Origin of the sequence: Vibrio sp. VGrn 2 (genome assembly GCF_009361695.1) — a bacterium.
Lineage (GTDB): Bacteria > Pseudomonadota > Gammaproteobacteria > Enterobacterales > Vibrionaceae > Vibrio > Vibrio diabolicus.
Genome location: NZ_RBWD01000016.1, coordinates 59572 through 74178, shown reverse-complemented (window position 1 = coordinate 74178; position 14607 = coordinate 59572). Strand labels below are relative to the sequence as shown.

The window sequence follows — 14607 nt, the reverse complement described above, 5'->3', positions numbered from 1 at the left end:
ACCATTAACAATGAGATTTTAAACCCAAAACAAATACTAAAAAACAAAATATATAGAATAAAAAACCATACAAATATCATATTTGGAGTTTTATATTTTTCATATAATGAAATTAATTTCATTTAGATAAGGTTCAATATTTTTTTGTGAAGAAGATCTACATTCCTCATAAAAGCATTCCGTTTTGTGAACTACTGTACAACTAGTGATGTGTGCTACTATTCGCCTCCAACGCATTTGAGGCCCGTATGCTGACCAGTAACATTCAAAAATCGATTCGTAATAGCTATCAAAACCTGCAAGATCAACTTGATAACTTTGTACCTAGAAGAGCACAAAACTACCTTGTTGCAGAGATTGCAAAAACGCTGTGCGGTCAGTACCACAAATCTAACCGAATACTGGTTGCAGAAGCAGGGACTGGAATTGGTAAGTCGCTCTCCTATCTAATGGCTGCCATCCCCGTGGCTGTACATAACAATAGAAAAGTGGTTATCTCAACGGCGACCGTAGCTCTGCAAGAACAGCTCATAAATAAAGACCTCCCTCTTTTTCGTCGGATTACCGACCGAGAGTTTTCTTTTATTTTGGCAAAAGGCCGTCAACGATATTGTTGTGCAGAAAAACTTGCTTCAGCTTGTGGCGCTGATGGTGGTCAGTTAGCCATGTTCGAAACCAAGCCTAAGCAAAGAGATATAGAGCTGTTGGAAACAATGCATCGCTCTCTTGCGCAAGGTAAGTGGGACGGTGACCGTGATTCTTGGCCTAAAACCATTGATGATAAGCTATGGCAACTGATTGTTAGTGATAAACACAGTTGTAATAACAGCTTACCCGGCCATCGCGGCTGCCCATTCCAAAAAGCGCGCTCAGAGTTGGATAAGAATGATGTCATCATTGCGAACCACTCTCTCGTCATGGCAGACGCAGACTTGGGGGGCGGAGTAATCTTACCTGAGCCAGAAAACACGATATACGTCTTTGACGAGGCACATCACTTGCCTCATGTCGCCCGCGATCATGCTTCAGCATCTGCGAGCTTAAAAGGTGCGGCAGCATGGCTTGAGAAGTTAAATCAGTCGATTAGCAAGTTTTCGTCGCTCGCAGACGAGAAACGCGTAGCTCGATTTCGCAACGACCTTCAAGACGCGGTTCAGAACTTGATACCAGCACTGACTCAACTGCCTAAACAGTTCGATCCAGCTCAATTTGAAGAAGGCATCTACCGCTTTGAGCACGGTGAACTACCAGAATGGCTAGAGAACCAATCCAAAGAGTTGAAGCAGTTCAGTAAAAAAGCAAATCAAAGTGTGGCAAAAATTGCCGACCTTATTGCGGAAAGAGTAAAAGATGGGGAGCTTGCGACAAGATTGGCTGAACCAGCGCTTGCAGAGCTCGGCTTCTACATTCAAAGGTTAGAAAACCTAGCGCAAGTCTGGCACTTGATGGCTGAGCCAACTCGTGAAAAAGGTGCGCCTTTGGCTCGCTGGTTAGAAACCCACCCCGATCGCGAGGGTGATTTCATTGTGAGTGTTTCTCCGCTTGAAATTGGATGGCAACTCGACCAACAAATTTGGAGCAGGTGCATTGGCGCCATTTTAGTTTCCGCAACGATGCGTGCATTAAACTCCTTCCATTACTTTTGCCATCAGGTTGGTATTGATGGAAAACCAGAATCAGGCACACAGTTTTTAGCGCTTGCGTCACCATTCGATTACCAAAACCAGGCAGAATTGCTCATCCCTGCGATGAAATATGAACCACCAGCGCCTCAATTTACTGAATATCTTATTGAGATATTGCCTAAGTACTTGGAAGACAAGAAAGCCAACTTAGTATTATTCTCATCCTATTGGCAGATGAACCAAGTTGCGAAGGCGCTGTCTTCGGAGTTCATAAAAAAAGGCTGGGCATTGCAAGTTCAAGGTGAAAGCTCACGTCAAGAAATTCTAAAAAAACATAAAAAGCTAATAGAATCAAATAAAACCAGCATCTTATTTGGTACTGGCAGTTTCTCTGAGGGGCTAGATTTACCTGGCGAATTACTTGAAAACTTGGTGATTACAAAAATTCCATTTGGTGTTCCAACCTCTCCTGTCGAACAGGCTCACTCCGAATATATCGAGAAAAAAGGTGGGAACCCGTTTATGCAAATAACTGTACCTGACGCAAGCAAAAAGCTGATCCAGAGCGTAGGTCGCTTACTGCGTAAAGAGAGAGATTCTGGTAGAGTAACGATTCTTGATCGACGCCTAGTCACTAAGCGATACGGACAAGCCTTAATCGACTCACTACCTCCATTTAAACGTAAAATAGAATATTAGAAGAATCACCATTTATGGAAATGATTGAGCCAACTATGCTGTTGGTGTTGGCGCTTGTCGCTTTTGTCGCTGGATTTATTGATGCAGTTGCCGGTGGTGGTGGCATGCTAACCGTACCTGCTCTACTATCGTTGGGCTTGCCGCCTCATATTGCACTAGGCACCAATAAACTTGCGGCTACCTTTGCCTCTTCTACTGCGGCATTTACGTACTACAAGAAACATTTATTCAAGCCTCAATGCTGGGGAAGAGCATTTGTTGCGACGCTTGTCGGAGCAACATTAGGTACCCTACTTGTGGACGCGATTAGCACGGATTGGCTAGAAAAAGGGTTACCTCTTGTTATTTTAGCGGCGGCGTTATACACCGTCTTCCATAAAACTCCGCACTCTCCTCATCAAAGTCCAATTCCCGAGCCTTGCCCAAAACTTCATAGAAAACAGTACATGCAAGGATTATCCATAGGGCTCTATGACGGGCTCGCAGGGCCTGGAACTGGGGCTTTTTGGACGGTAAGTTCAATGGCTCTGTATCGGCTGAATATCTTGCTCGCCTCTGGCTTAGCAAAAGCAATGAACTTTACCAGCAACTTTACCTCTTTGATCACGTTTGCAGTCCTCGGTCATATCAACTGGGTGCTAGGCTTAACAATGGGGGTATGTTTAATGGCTGGCGCTTTTGTTGGCGCACATTCCGCCATTCGGTTTGGCTCTAAATTCATTCGCCCTGTATTTGTTACTGTCGTCAGTATACTGGCCATAAAATTGGCTTATGACGCATGGTTTGTAGGTTTGTCATGAACATTTCTCAACTCCAGGAAAACCTAGAACAAATGGCGAAGCAGGCCGCTGTTCTTGACCGTCAAAGAGGCGAACACCATGTTCCGCTTTTTGATGAGCGCTTATTTGGTTGTCGCTCTCGCTTACTTACTCCTTGCGTAAAAGAAGCAAAAGCCACGCTGGATGCGATTGTGCGTGAGCAAAATGAAGGTAAGCTCACCGCTTTGCGTGCTGAGTACCTCACTGAACGGTTAGTAGCGCAAATCGGTGCGATTCAACGCGAGATTTCTACCACCAAAATTCGCAAGAATGAGATCAAACATAGCAGCCATTTCCGCAAGCCTATTAACGTGCTTTATCAGGAACTCGCTCAACACCAAGAGTGGGCAAGACGCTTGCGCGAAATGGTGTTAGAAAAAGAACGTGCTGTCGAAACCGCTCCTAGTTTTATGCGTGCCGAGGCTCAGAAAGTGTTACTAGCGACCGAGCAACGTTTGGCTCGTTGTGAGGCAGCGCTTCTGAAACTAGAGAACCAAATTACACATAGGGAAAAACACCAATAATGGCCGATCAACCAACCTCGCCTTTAGATGACGCACCTGAAGAGATCAAATTGGCTGTCGATTTGATCTATTTACTTGAGAGCAATGAGATAGATCCAGAAGTTGCGCTTAACGCTTTAAAGATCGTGCAAAACGACTTAGAAAACAAATTAAAAGCAAAGTAGCCCAACGTTTCGCTCCTTTCACCGAGACTCGTTTTCAGTGCTCTTGCACAATGATACTATTCATAAAAAAGTACGCCCTCAAAAAGGATAAACAATGAAAGTAATCAGCTTTAACATCAATGGACTACGTGCGCGACTGCACCAACTCCAAGCGCTAATCGACAAACACCAACCAGATGTGATTGGCCTTCAGGAAATTAAAGTTCACGATGAAGCATTCCCGATTGAAGCTGTCGAAGCCATGGGCTACAAAGTGTATTTCCATGGTCAAAAAGCGCATTACGGCGTCGCAATGCTTTGTAAGCAAGAACCTCTACACGTACAAAAAGGGTTCCCGACGGATAACGAAGAGCACCAAAAGCGCATGATCATGGCAACGTTTTTAAATGAAAACGGCGAAAAGGTCACGGTGCTAAACGGCTACTTCCCTCAAGGGGATAACATCAGCCACGAAACAAAATTCCCATACAAACGTCAGTTTTATAAAGATCTGATGACCTACCTAAACGATCATCACAATAGTGACGAGCAATTGATTGTTATGGGTGACATCAACATCAGCCCTATTGATGCAGATATCGGTATCGGCGAACCAAACCGTAAGCGTTGGCTAAAAACAGGTAAATGTTCATTCCAACCGGAAGAGCGCGAATGGCTGAAAACCTTGCTAGATTGGGGCTTTGAGGACACCTTCCGCAAGCTATATCCAGAAGTGAACGATCAATTCTCGTGGTTTGATTATCGCTCTCGCGGATTTGATGATAACCGAGGTCTACGAATTGATGTCATTTTGGCGACCCCTTCCCTCGCGCAAAAATGTATTGAGTCGGGTATCGATTATGAATTGCGCGGTATTGAAAAACCTTCAGACCACGCTCCAATTTGGTCGACGTTCAAGTAATACATAACTGAGCAATAAGCGGGACTCAACGCTAAGCTTACCCCATGAAAAAGGGAGACTCTGTCTCCCTTTTTCATGCAAGTTACTTTCTACTCAGCTAGTTCAGCGGCCAAACCGTTTGACCATCAACACTGACTGGCGTTTGAGCAAATTCGTTCAGACAGTAGCCGGTATTGCTGCTTGCAAAGTAAGTGAGAGGCATCGGTGGTAGATTCAGCGCCACAACCTGCTGTTTCGCTTTTTCTGTGAACGAGAAGCCCCACATATCTAAATAGCTCGTCATGTCTCGCTGAGAGATGTAGCTCAGAGCAATAAGCAACCAGTCATTGTTTGAGATGCTATTTGCCTCTTCACGAGAGTAGTTGGCGAAACCAATACTCAATCGTCTCTCATTCCAAAGCGCATCATCCGATTTCAAGCGGTTAAACTCACGTTCAATCAGGTGCAATCGCGCCAATAAATGCCAACCATTTTGCAGTACACCTTCATGCTGCGTCGCCATCATCATTTGAATGTAAACGCGAGCTCCCCAACTCCAACCAGTTTGATTTTGCGCTGCCATGTAAGCGTTTGGATCCGCTTGAGTTCGGCTTGCTTGCAATAATTCAAACTGGCCTTTGAAATCTAAGCTTTGGCAAGTTGAAACTTTCCCCGTATTCTGGAAGAAACGAGACTTACTGTAATACGAGTAGTAATTGGTCGTTGAATGCCCTTCCCAGCCTGCAAATCGGAATCGACCTTTTTCCAAGCCATGACCAAGCTCATGTAAATCACCGTGACCGAGTGGGCTGAATGACCAGTAAGCATCGTATGGGTTACCAGAACAGCCGTAACCACACGTCGCTTGGTCAGCGTTCATATGCTTCACCATATCAATATTGGCGATTTCCCAACCTTGATTTTTGGCATACTGGATAATTTCCGGAACCTCATCGATACCCGGCCCTTGGAAACCAGCCAAGACATGTGGGTAGTTATGAACATACTCTTCTGTCGCTAGCGCCATTTCAGCGGGTGTCGACCACATCTCATCGTTGACAGATTCAAGCATTTTGTCACGTTTAGAGTGTACCTCAAATCCAGGCGTGATCAGTTCAGCCCAATCGAACAAATTCGCTTCAAGCTCCTGAATAAACGCATCGTTATCCTTTTCACTTCTCCATACAGGGTGTTGCGCTACATGGCTAAATGTTAGAGCTACTGGTACATCAATATTGTTAAAGTGAACCTGGATAGGCCCGCCATAAGGTGAAGTCAGCGTGATGGTTTCACCCGGCTTCACCTCATAGGCGAAAGAAGTCAGCATTTTTGGTCGCGTGTATCCATCTTTGCTGAACTCATGAGTTGCGCCACTTCTTAAACTGTTGATGACAATTTTAGTCGTCACTTCATTACTGTCATTGCGCGTGACCGTAAAGGTCTCCCCAGGAAGCGCATACACACCAGCAGAGCGGAAGTTACGCTTTGATTCCATATTAATCGTTGCGCTGATTCTCTTTACTTCAGGGCTAAACTCACTACGGCTGAAGTTCCCCATATTTGGTTGTTTTGGGTTTACGCTTCGGCTGTTGTATTGCACGTAATCGGCAAAGTACGACTTTAGGAATTCGGTCGTTTGGGTTGACTGTTTGTCCATTGGGAAGACAACCGTTTGACGATAATGATCAGCCAGCAATACCATGAGTTTTTCGTATTGGTAGCCGTCTTGATTAAACAAATCTACTTTTTGTTCATCAAGCTTTTGCAACCGATGGCGAATACTGTTTGCCCCTGCATAAAATTGACTTTCCATATTCGCAGTGTCAGGACAAGATTTGTCATCACACTGTGACAAGTCAACATTGAAGTTTTGAGATTCAAAACGAGACAACAGCGCTTGTTGCGTAGCAACAGAGTCTGGCACGAAGTTCATGAGTGATGAAGGCGCCCAATCAACCAAGCCTAACTTACGCCAATAGTTATCTCCCACATAATCAACATGGAATTTTTCCAAAATGTCTCGGCCAAGTTCAGTTAGTCCTCCATCCCAATGCAGGTATAGAACAGGAATTTGGGCTTGCTCAGCGTATGCCAGAGCATCGAGTACTTGTTGGTTGGTGTCGCCAGATTGCAGATGCTGTGACAAGATCAATAAGTTTGGAGTATTGGTTTGCAAGCAGCTAAGTAGCTTCGAACCATCGCATAGGTTGGCCTCGTTAAACGCCAACTCTTGTGAAACATTGTCGTTCAGCCAATTCCGAGTCGCTTGCTCATCAGGGAAGTAATAAGACTGATCCATTTGCGCGATGACAACGTTTGAAGTAGCTCCGCCTGACAACCAAGTGACCAGGTTGCTTAGCCATTGAGTCATCGCTGCATTCGAAGACTCGGGAAAGCGTTGTGCCGTTCTAAATGGGTTACTACCTAATAGCGCATAACGTTGACCATTATCTTTTTCTCCAGCAACGCCAATTGACAACGCCTGATCTTTATAACCGCTAGCCATGGCCTTGTTGGTCATCAAGATTGTGTCGTTGAACCCATACTGAGGTGCCAAGATCGCTGCATCATGGGTTGGATCCCAATAAAGGCCAGAAAGGTTTTTCGCAATTGCAGATTTGATCGTATTCGACTGTTTCTTGTGCCCTTCCACAACTTGCCGACTTTCTCGGATGAAATCGTTCGGGTCAGAAACGAGCAGTGCATTACCAGTTTCCAGAGCTTGTTGAACTGGAGCTGGCGTTGGTTTTACTTGAGCATTAGATTGTGACTCTCCCCCACCACATCCAGTGGCAACGGCGGCAAGTCCCAACGATAGAATTGTTTTTTTCATTTTTACTTACTAAACAATGGGTTTATCAAATATTAATGTAAGTACATGAATAAAAAGAAATAGTCTTTTGTATCGGTAGGAAAAATAGGAATGAAGATAACAAAATCATCAAAAAGCAATGGTACCCATTTCGATACCATTGCTGACATTAATTATTAACTTAAAGGACGTAGGTATGCCAAGAAGCGCTTCTCTGCCACTTTAAAGCACCACAAGATCATAAACGTCAGTGCCATGTAGAACAGCCCCGCCGTTAGGAAAGATTCAAATGGCGCATAGTAACGTGAGTTAACTAAGCGCGCAGCGCCAGTTAGATCCATAATGGTAACGATACCCGCGACTGCACTACCGTGCAGCATGAAAATCACTTCGTTTGAATAAGCTGGTAATGCTCGACGCAGTGCACTAGGCAAGATGATACGTCTGTATGTCATAAACTTACTCATCCCATACGCTTTGGCAGCTTCTACTTCACCTTTGGGCAAGCCATTAATCGCACCACGAATAATTTCTGCTGTATAAGCCGACGTATTAAGAATAAAAGCGACTAAAGCACAAAACCAGGCGTTTTCCCACAAGGTATCTTTCACAGGAAAGAACTGATCCATACCGTAGTAAATCAAATACAACTGGACCAGCAACGGTGTTCCACGGAAAAAGTAAATGAATCCCCAAGAAGGTAAGCTAAAGGCATAATTCGTACTATTACGTGCCACAGCTAATGGAATCGAGACACACAAACCGATAACCAACGCTAACCCTACAAGCCAAACTGTCGTCCAAAGTCCCTGAAGATAAGTTGGGAAGCTTTCAATAATCAAAGAAAAATCCATAACTTACCTCGCATGAATACTGAACTTACGCTCAACAAGCTTGAGTAGCCCGGTCGAAACGCTGGTAAAAAATAGAAAGATGAGCGCGACAGCCATGTAAAAGGTAAACGGCATTTTCGTCGTACCTGCCGCCAACGAGCTCATTCTCACCATGTCATCCAGGCCGATGATGGAAACTAACGCAGTGGTCTTGAGTAACACTAACCAGTTATTACCAAATCCAGGTAATGCATGACGAATCATCTGAGGCAGTAAGATTCTTCTAAACGATAAGGCTGAGCTCATACCATAAGCTTTCGCCGCTTCTAGTTCACCTTTGTCCACCGCCATGATCGCTCCGCGAAAAGTCTCCGCCATGTAGGCACCAAAGATAAAACCAATCGTGAGTACACCTGCAATAAATGGGCTGACATCAATATAGTCGGGTAAGTAAGACGTCCATTCATGGTTTGGATCACTCGAAGCAAACCACTCATTGAGCGTTTCGTTAATGGAGTACAGGCTATTGTTTAAAAGTATTTGTCCACCAAAGAAAATCAGCATCATCAGAACCAAATCTGGAATGCCGCGAATGACGGTGGTGTAAAGAGTGGCAATCGCCCTTGCCCATTTGTAAGGCGCTAACTTAGCTAATGCGCCAAGCATACCTAAGATCACCGCAAGAAGGAGTGAAAGCACTGCAACTTCTATCGTTACTAAAGCCCCTTTTAAAATCGAAGCTTCGTATCCTTGTAAATCTAGCATAGGTGAGTTCCTAATCCCTAAACTCAAAAAATCGACCGTTGACTACTTCTAGGAACAAGCCAACGGTCGCTTAATTACGGTTTATTCACCGTACACATCGTAGTTAAAGTATTTACCAGCAATTTCTTGATAAACACCTTTCTCACGTAGTGAAATTATCGCCGCGTCCAATTTCTTCGTTAGATCTTTATCTTGTTTACGCACGGCAATACCAAAACCTTCACCGAACCACTTAGGATCGGTCAATGACGGACCAACAAACTCGTACGCGTCGCCGCCCGCTTTATTAAGCACACCTTCTTCTAGAGCAGAGGCGTCGCCCAATACAGCGGCAACACGACCATTGGCTAAATCTAGGTAAGCCTCATCAAAAGAACCGTAACGAACAATTTCTACTTTATCGCCATAGTTATCTGTCAGATATTTGTCGTGTGTTGTTGCACGTTGAACGGCGATTTTCTTGCCATCTAGGTTGTCAAAATCCAGATTCGCGCCCTTCTTGGCAATAAATTTGTTTGGAATCAGTGCGTATTTGCCAGTGAAATCGACTTTCTTCTTACGCTCTTCAGTAATAGACATCGCAGCGATGATTGCGTCGTACTTACGCGCTAATAGAGAAGGAATGATGCCATCCCAATCTTGCGCGACAATCTTACATTTCACTCGCATTTCTTCACAAAGCGCGTTGGCCATGTCTACGTCGAAGCCTTTCAGAGAACCATCAGTTTCTGTCCAGCTAAACGGAGGGTAAGCACCCTCAATGCCGAAGCGAACTGTTTTCCATTCTTTCGCTTGAGCGACACCAGATACTGCCGTTGCAGCGATCGTTGCTGCTAATAACCACTTTTTCATTTCCATACTCCTGTGATTGCTATTTTATTTCGTTTTGTTTGTTGTGCTGGCTTAGGAGGCAATAGTCTGCCGCCTAAAAATATTAGTAAATGGATGAGATAAACTGCTGTAATCGTTCTGAATCCGGGTTTGTAAATAGCTTAGCTGGATTTCCCTGTTCTTCCACTAAGCCTTGATGCAAGAACATCACATGGTTTGATACGTCTCGCGCAAATGCCATCTCGTGCGTGACCACCAGCATGGTTCGTCCTTCATCTGCCAAATCTCTCATTACCCCTAATACTTCCCCAACAAGTTCTGGGTCAAGCGCAGAGGTTGGCTCGTCAAACAACATCACTTCAGGGTCAACTGCTAGCGCACGGGCAATAGCGGCACGTTGCTGCTGACCGCCAGATAAGTGCCCAGGATAATAGTCTTTACGCTCATATAGGCCTACTTTCTTAAGCAAGACTTCTGCGTTTTCAATCGCTTGGGCTTTTGGTACGCCTAGAACATGAACAGGGGCTTCAATCACGTTTTCTAGTACTGTCAGGTGTGACCATAAGTTGAAACCTTGGAACACCATCGCTAGACGTGAGCGAATACGTTGCACTTGCTTTTCATTAGCAGGAACGGATTCCCCTGCTCGGTTGTTCTTCATTTGGATTAATTCACCATTCACCCAAATTTCACCTGCGGTAGGCGTTTCTAGCAAGTTGATACATCGAAGAAAGGTACTCTTACCAGAACCGGAAGAGCCAATGATGGAGATGACATCTCCTTTGTGCGCGGCAAGAGAAATTCCCTTGAGAACTTCATTTTGTCCAAATGTTTTGTGCAGGTCTTTTATATCTAGCGCTGGTACATCATTCATGCGCTCTACTCCCTGTGTTTTTGTCACTGCAATTAAGGGACTCCGCCCTCTCTAATTCGGAACAAATTAGCACCACACCCTGAAACTTGCAACAAATTATTAACCTAAATAATTCGAATAGAAAGATACGATAGCCAAATTAATATGCAATATATAGCAACTTATTCTTCAAAAGCTGAATATTAAATATAAAAAAGCCCCTTTAGAAGGGGCTTAATAAATTTACAAAAGTGTTAATTGAAACTTATTTAGGGTCGTAATGAATTAATTAAAACGACTGACTACCAATGAGTTTGAAGTACGTAATGTCACTTCATTTTCTAGGCCTTCTTTTTCAGAAGTAATGATGCCATCCAAGTCTTCATCTAGCTCAGGCTCTGACGCTTCACCATTAGAAAAGAAGCTCATGAAAACTTTAGAGTCGATATTGCTATCGTCACTCAATACCAAAGCAGTGCGATTAAAATCGTCCGAAGCTGAAACTTTCAAACCGTTAACGGCTGATGTTGGGAAATTGTAGTAATGGAGCTCAGGAACAACAACAGAGTCACTGTCGCTCTTTGTGAAAATACGATGTGTGACTTTATAGTCGCCTGAAGCCGCAAAGTAAGCGACACGAGTAAAGCCTTCTGTAGACGATGTTAAACCCATGTCCAGATCAATCACCGAGTCTGCACTTCCTTGTGTTGATACACTTGGTTTTGTGTTTGGCAGGTTATCAATATTTAAGTAAGAGCTTGGATCAACGTCAATATCCCATCCATCAGAGACCGTTTCGTTAAGTAGAGAGTCCCAACCATTAACTTGATTCTCTGAGAACGCCATGTAGACCCAAGTTTCTTTATTCGTTGCACTAGGGCGATTATATTCAACGGCCGTTTTATCTAGCTTCAGCGCATCATACGCAAAGCCGTTAGTAATAAAACCAATGTGGAGAGTGTCGTAAGTATAATCAGAAGACGAATAAATGTTTGACGTATTATCCGCTCTGACTAAGGCGATCTCACCAGTCCCCCACGAACCAATACCATACTGGTAAAGCGCTTTGTCGCTTGAACCAGATTCATACTGGAACAACGCCGTAGGCTCACCTTTAAGCCCCATAAGCTCATCGGTAGGCAACATATCAGGGTTAGGTGACGTGAAAATATCGGTTTGCGAGACAAAGTTGTAGTCTCCACCACCTGATTCAGCATTTCGGTAATCTAGGTTAGTAAACTTATTGCTTGCTAAGTTACCGCCAGTAAAGCACTTGTTCAAAGAGTCTCGGTTAAGGGCAAACGTGGCATTACGTAGTTTCTTATCTTGTAAGAATTCTTTTGAAAACGTATTTACGCGAGCTTCTCTACCGTTAAATTCTATTGCTTGAAACGTTACAAAGCCGCCGTCAGGAATATCTTCAAGATAAAACTTAAAGTTATCAGTGGTTGGTTTGATGATGTCTCCGGCTCTTTTGCCATCTGCATCAGAGTAGTAACCGATAACATAGTTAGTCACTTGCTCTTTTGACGCTGCGCTATAGGTTAAAACCGTTTTATCACCGTTTAGCTCAGTTTTGTGGTCATACACCGTACAACCTTTCGCAGTAGCTTCACTTTCAGTCATTGTTGCTGGTATAGCAAAATCAAAAGTAAACGCTGTTTTCGGCGCAGTACCACCGCCGCCACCGCCACCGCCGCCACAACCGACCATTAACCCTGAGATGATTGCCACTAGTGGCAGTACTTTAAGCTGTTTCATGTCTTTTTCCTAAACTGAGCGGCAATGATTAGCCAAAAAATCGTCTTTGCTCTGTAGAAAGCAAGAATAAAGCCAGCTTTATATAATCATCATGAATATTGATATTTACCCCGAATCCCTCGAACGATAAGAGCAACAAATTCTAATTTTATGCAACTTGTGTAATGAAATTACACAAGATTTCACCATCTCATTCGCATGCCAGAAACTTTCTGTAGTTTTATTTCACAACCATTCTTAAAGTGATCTAAATCAATCACCCTAAATGGCTATCTTGCTAGACTCCTGCCAAAAGATGAGGATTTTTTTGTGCCTCAACACAATAAGTTATTAGCTATGCTTAGGCACAATGTCGACGTGTAACAAATCTAATAATAGCTAGCATAAGCGTGCCGCAGGATGCGGATTAACACAATTGAATGAAGAATTCATAACTTTTAAATATATGAGGAATCTATGTCAGACGCAGTTAACAAAACGCACTCTGATTCAGATATCGAGACCAAGAGCTACCGTGAGCTTCATCGTCCAGCATCTGAGTTCGCAAGCCGTTCAGACTACCTAGACCACGAACTACAAATTATGAAGCCGCGTCGTTTCGGCTTAAACTTGCCAGGTCGTGACTTCCGTTTTGAACTTGAAGATCTTGTTCCAGCACTTGCCGGTACGATTGGTATTATCGCGATGTACTCTGCGGTAATGATGTCTTGGGCTGAAGGCCTAACTGCCGCATGGGACCATGTTAACCTGGGCAAAGATTTCGCCATCGAAGTTGCCCGTGTAGAGATGCTCATCCCTGCACTTCTTTTCTGTGTACTTGCTTCTGGCTTTATTAACCCTAAAGCCAACCTAGCAGGTAACCACGGCCCAATGATCCCTCTTATTGGTACCATCGCGCTTGCTGGTGCTCACCCTCTTGCATTGGCAATTCTCATTGGTGTGTTTGGTTTAATTCTGAGCCTGTTAAAAGGTGGTTCAAAACTGGTTAACCTCACCTCTGAAGGTACGGCTGGTGGCCTTCTCATCTTCTTGGGTTTAACCGGAACGATGAGCCAAATTAATTCCATTCAAGCTTGGGCTGTTGGTTTGCAATCCGACACAGTTGCCGCAGGTAGCATGGGTTACATCGGTCTCATCGTTCTTGCGGTTACTATTGGCCTGTACGCGTTCCTTGCTAAAGTGAACAAACGCTGGCTAGCAATCCCTGTTTGTGCCTTCACTGGCCTTGCAATCGCACTTGTTCTTGGCGCAGGCTTCGATATTAAATTCGTAACCGAGACGGGTCTTCCAAACCTAAACCCAATCTACTGGTGGGGTTCAACAGAAGAAGGTTGGATGCTTGGTCTTCCTAATATGGAACACTTCATTGCTTCTCTACCATTCGCAATTCTTGCTGTAGCAATGTGGTCTCCTGACTTCTTGGGTCACCGCATCTTCCAAGAAATGAACTACCCACGTAAGAGTGAAAAAGTACTGATGGACGTTGATGACACAATGACAATGTGTTCTGTGCGCCAAATGGTCGGTACCGCTGTCGGTGGTGGTAACATCACATCATCTTGGGGGACTTACATGATCCCTGCAGCAATCGCGAAGCGCCCTATTCCTGGCGGTGCAATCTTACTAGGTTCTCTATGTATTATTGTTGCAATCCTTGGTTTCCCTATGGATGTTGCTGTATGGCCACCAGTTATGCGCGTTGCTCTTCTCGTTGGTGTCTCTCTACCACTACTTGAAGCAGGCATGCAGATGGTGAAAGACTCAAAAGATTCACAAGCAGCCGGCATCTGTATCTTTGGTTCAGCAGTCGTTAACCCTGTTCTAGCTTGGGCACTAACTATGCTTTTAGATAACAACGGCTTAATTGGTGATAAAGAGCGCGCGTCTCGCTTGTCGTTTGTAGACAAGATTGTGATCCCAGTAAGCGTACTTATTATCTGTTTAGTTGCTATGCTTGCAGTTGGTATGCTTGAAGGCCAATATGGCATCCAAGCTTGGCTGTAAAGCTGACAGTTCAGAAAATGTGTGGGTAGCGCTAGTCG

General features: G+C 44.2%; 12 protein-coding genes. 6 read left to right on the top strand and 6 right to left on the bottom strand.

Annotated elements, in window-relative coordinates:
- Positions 1 to 248: 248 nt before the first annotated feature.
- The 5 genes from dinG (at position 249) to xthA (ending at position 4731) form a co-directional block, all read left to right on the top strand.
- On the top strand, positions 249 to 2324 hold the full coding sequence (dinG, locus tag D8S93_RS20785) for an ATP-dependent DNA helicase DinG (protein ID WP_152815214.1): 2076 nt from the start codon (positions 249 to 251) through the stop codon (positions 2322 to 2324).
- A 14-nt stretch (positions 2325 to 2338) separates the two neighbouring features.
- Positions 2339 to 3124, top strand: a complete 786-nt coding sequence (locus tag D8S93_RS20780) for a sulfite exporter TauE/SafE family protein (RefSeq protein WP_152815210.1) — start codon at positions 2339 to 2341, stop codon at positions 3122 to 3124.
- A complete protein-coding gene (locus D8S93_RS20775) occupies positions 3121 to 3666 on the top strand; it encodes a primosomal replication protein (RefSeq protein WP_012841995.1) in 546 nt (181 codons plus the stop codon). The genes D8S93_RS20780 and D8S93_RS20775 overlap by 4 nt, the downstream gene beginning before the upstream one ends.
- Positions 3666 to 3830 carry a pleiotropic regulatory protein RsmS gene (rsmS, locus tag D8S93_RS20770; protein ID WP_005378432.1) on the top strand — a complete coding sequence of 55 codons (165 nt, stop codon included), beginning with the start codon at positions 3666 to 3668 and terminating at the stop codon, positions 3828 to 3830. Before D8S93_RS20775 ends, rsmS begins: the two co-directional genes overlap by 1 nt.
- Before the next feature lie 94 nt (positions 3831 to 3924).
- Positions 3925 to 4731, top strand: coding sequence for an exodeoxyribonuclease III (gene xthA, locus D8S93_RS20765; RefSeq protein WP_048626179.1), 807 nt, complete (start codon positions 3925 to 3927; stop codon positions 4729 to 4731).
- Positions 4732 to 4828: 97 nt separating this feature from the next.
- Here the strand turns inward: xthA and D8S93_RS20760 are convergent, their stop codons facing one another.
- From D8S93_RS20760 to D8S93_RS20730, 6 genes are all read right to left on the bottom strand, one after another.
- Positions 4829 to 7543 (bottom strand): ImpA family metalloprotease, encoded by a 2715-nt coding sequence (locus D8S93_RS20760; RefSeq protein ID WP_152815207.1) that lies wholly within the window; start codon positions 7541 to 7543, stop codon positions 4829 to 4831.
- 155 nt (positions 7544 to 7698) lie between these two features.
- A complete protein-coding gene (locus tag D8S93_RS20755) occupies positions 7699 to 8376 on the bottom strand; it encodes an ABC transporter permease (protein ID WP_005390676.1) in 678 nt (225 codons plus the stop codon).
- A gap of 3 nt (positions 8377 to 8379) precedes the next feature.
- Complete coding sequence (locus tag D8S93_RS20750; protein ID WP_006742137.1) at positions 8380 to 9120, bottom strand: ABC transporter permease; 741 nt, start codon at positions 9118 to 9120, stop codon at positions 8380 to 8382.
- 81 nt (positions 9121 to 9201) lie between these two features.
- Positions 9202 to 9972, bottom strand: a complete 771-nt coding sequence (locus tag D8S93_RS20745) for an ABC transporter substrate-binding protein (RefSeq protein WP_186437863.1) — start codon at positions 9970 to 9972, stop codon at positions 9202 to 9204.
- Positions 9973 to 10054: 82 nt separating this feature from the next.
- Complete coding sequence (locus D8S93_RS20740) at positions 10055 to 10825, bottom strand: ABC transporter ATP-binding protein (protein ID WP_005378438.1); 771 nt, start codon at positions 10823 to 10825, stop codon at positions 10055 to 10057.
- 264 nt (positions 10826 to 11089) lie between these two features.
- Positions 11090 to 12565 (bottom strand): 54K polar flagellar sheath protein A, encoded by a 1476-nt coding sequence (locus D8S93_RS20730; RefSeq protein ID WP_152815204.1) that lies wholly within the window; start codon positions 12563 to 12565, stop codon positions 11090 to 11092.
- Positions 12566 to 13021: 456 nt separating this feature from the next.
- On the opposite strand from D8S93_RS20730, the gene D8S93_RS20725 reads away from it, so the two are divergent.
- Positions 13022 to 14569, top strand: a complete 1548-nt coding sequence (locus D8S93_RS20725) for a DUF3360 family protein (RefSeq protein WP_005390668.1) — start codon at positions 13022 to 13024, stop codon at positions 14567 to 14569.
- The last annotated feature ends 38 nt before the right edge of the window (positions 14570 to 14607 follow it).

Bases quoted from the DNA above. Each gene is read 5' to 3' on its own strand.
- dinG (WP_152815214.1), top strand. From the start codon at position 249: ATGCTGACCAGTAACATTCAAAAATCGATTCGTAATAGCTATCAAAAC.
- D8S93_RS20780 (WP_152815210.1), top strand. From the start codon at position 2,339: ATGGAAATGATTGAGCCAACTATGCTGTTGGTGTTGGCGCTTGTCGCT.
- D8S93_RS20775 (WP_012841995.1), top strand. From the start codon at position 3,121: ATGAACATTTCTCAACTCCAGGAAAACCTAGAACAAATGGCGAAGCAG.
- rsmS (WP_005378432.1), top strand. From the start codon at position 3,666: ATGGCCGATCAACCAACCTCGCCTTTAGATGACGCACCTGAAGAGATC.
- xthA (WP_048626179.1), top strand. From the start codon at position 3,925: ATGAAAGTAATCAGCTTTAACATCAATGGACTACGTGCGCGACTGCAC.
- D8S93_RS20760 (WP_152815207.1), bottom strand. From the start codon at position 7,543: ATGAAAAAAACAATTCTATCGTTGGGACTTGCCGCCGTTGCCACTGGA.
- D8S93_RS20755 (WP_005390676.1), bottom strand. From the start codon at position 8,376: ATGGATTTTTCTTTGATTATTGAAAGCTTCCCAACTTATCTTCAGGGA.
- D8S93_RS20750 (WP_006742137.1), bottom strand. From the start codon at position 9,120: ATGCTAGATTTACAAGGATACGAAGCTTCGATTTTAAAAGGGGCTTTA.
- D8S93_RS20745 (WP_186437863.1), bottom strand. From the start codon at position 9,972: ATGAAAAAGTGGTTATTAGCAGCAACGATCGCTGCAACGGCAGTATCT.
- D8S93_RS20740 (WP_005378438.1), bottom strand. From the start codon at position 10,825: ATGAATGATGTACCAGCGCTAGATATAAAAGACCTGCACAAAACATTT.
- D8S93_RS20730 (WP_152815204.1), bottom strand. From the start codon at position 12,565: ATGAAACAGCTTAAAGTACTGCCACTAGTGGCAATCATCTCAGGGTTA.
- D8S93_RS20725 (WP_005390668.1), top strand. From the start codon at position 13,022: ATGTCAGACGCAGTTAACAAAACGCACTCTGATTCAGATATCGAGACC.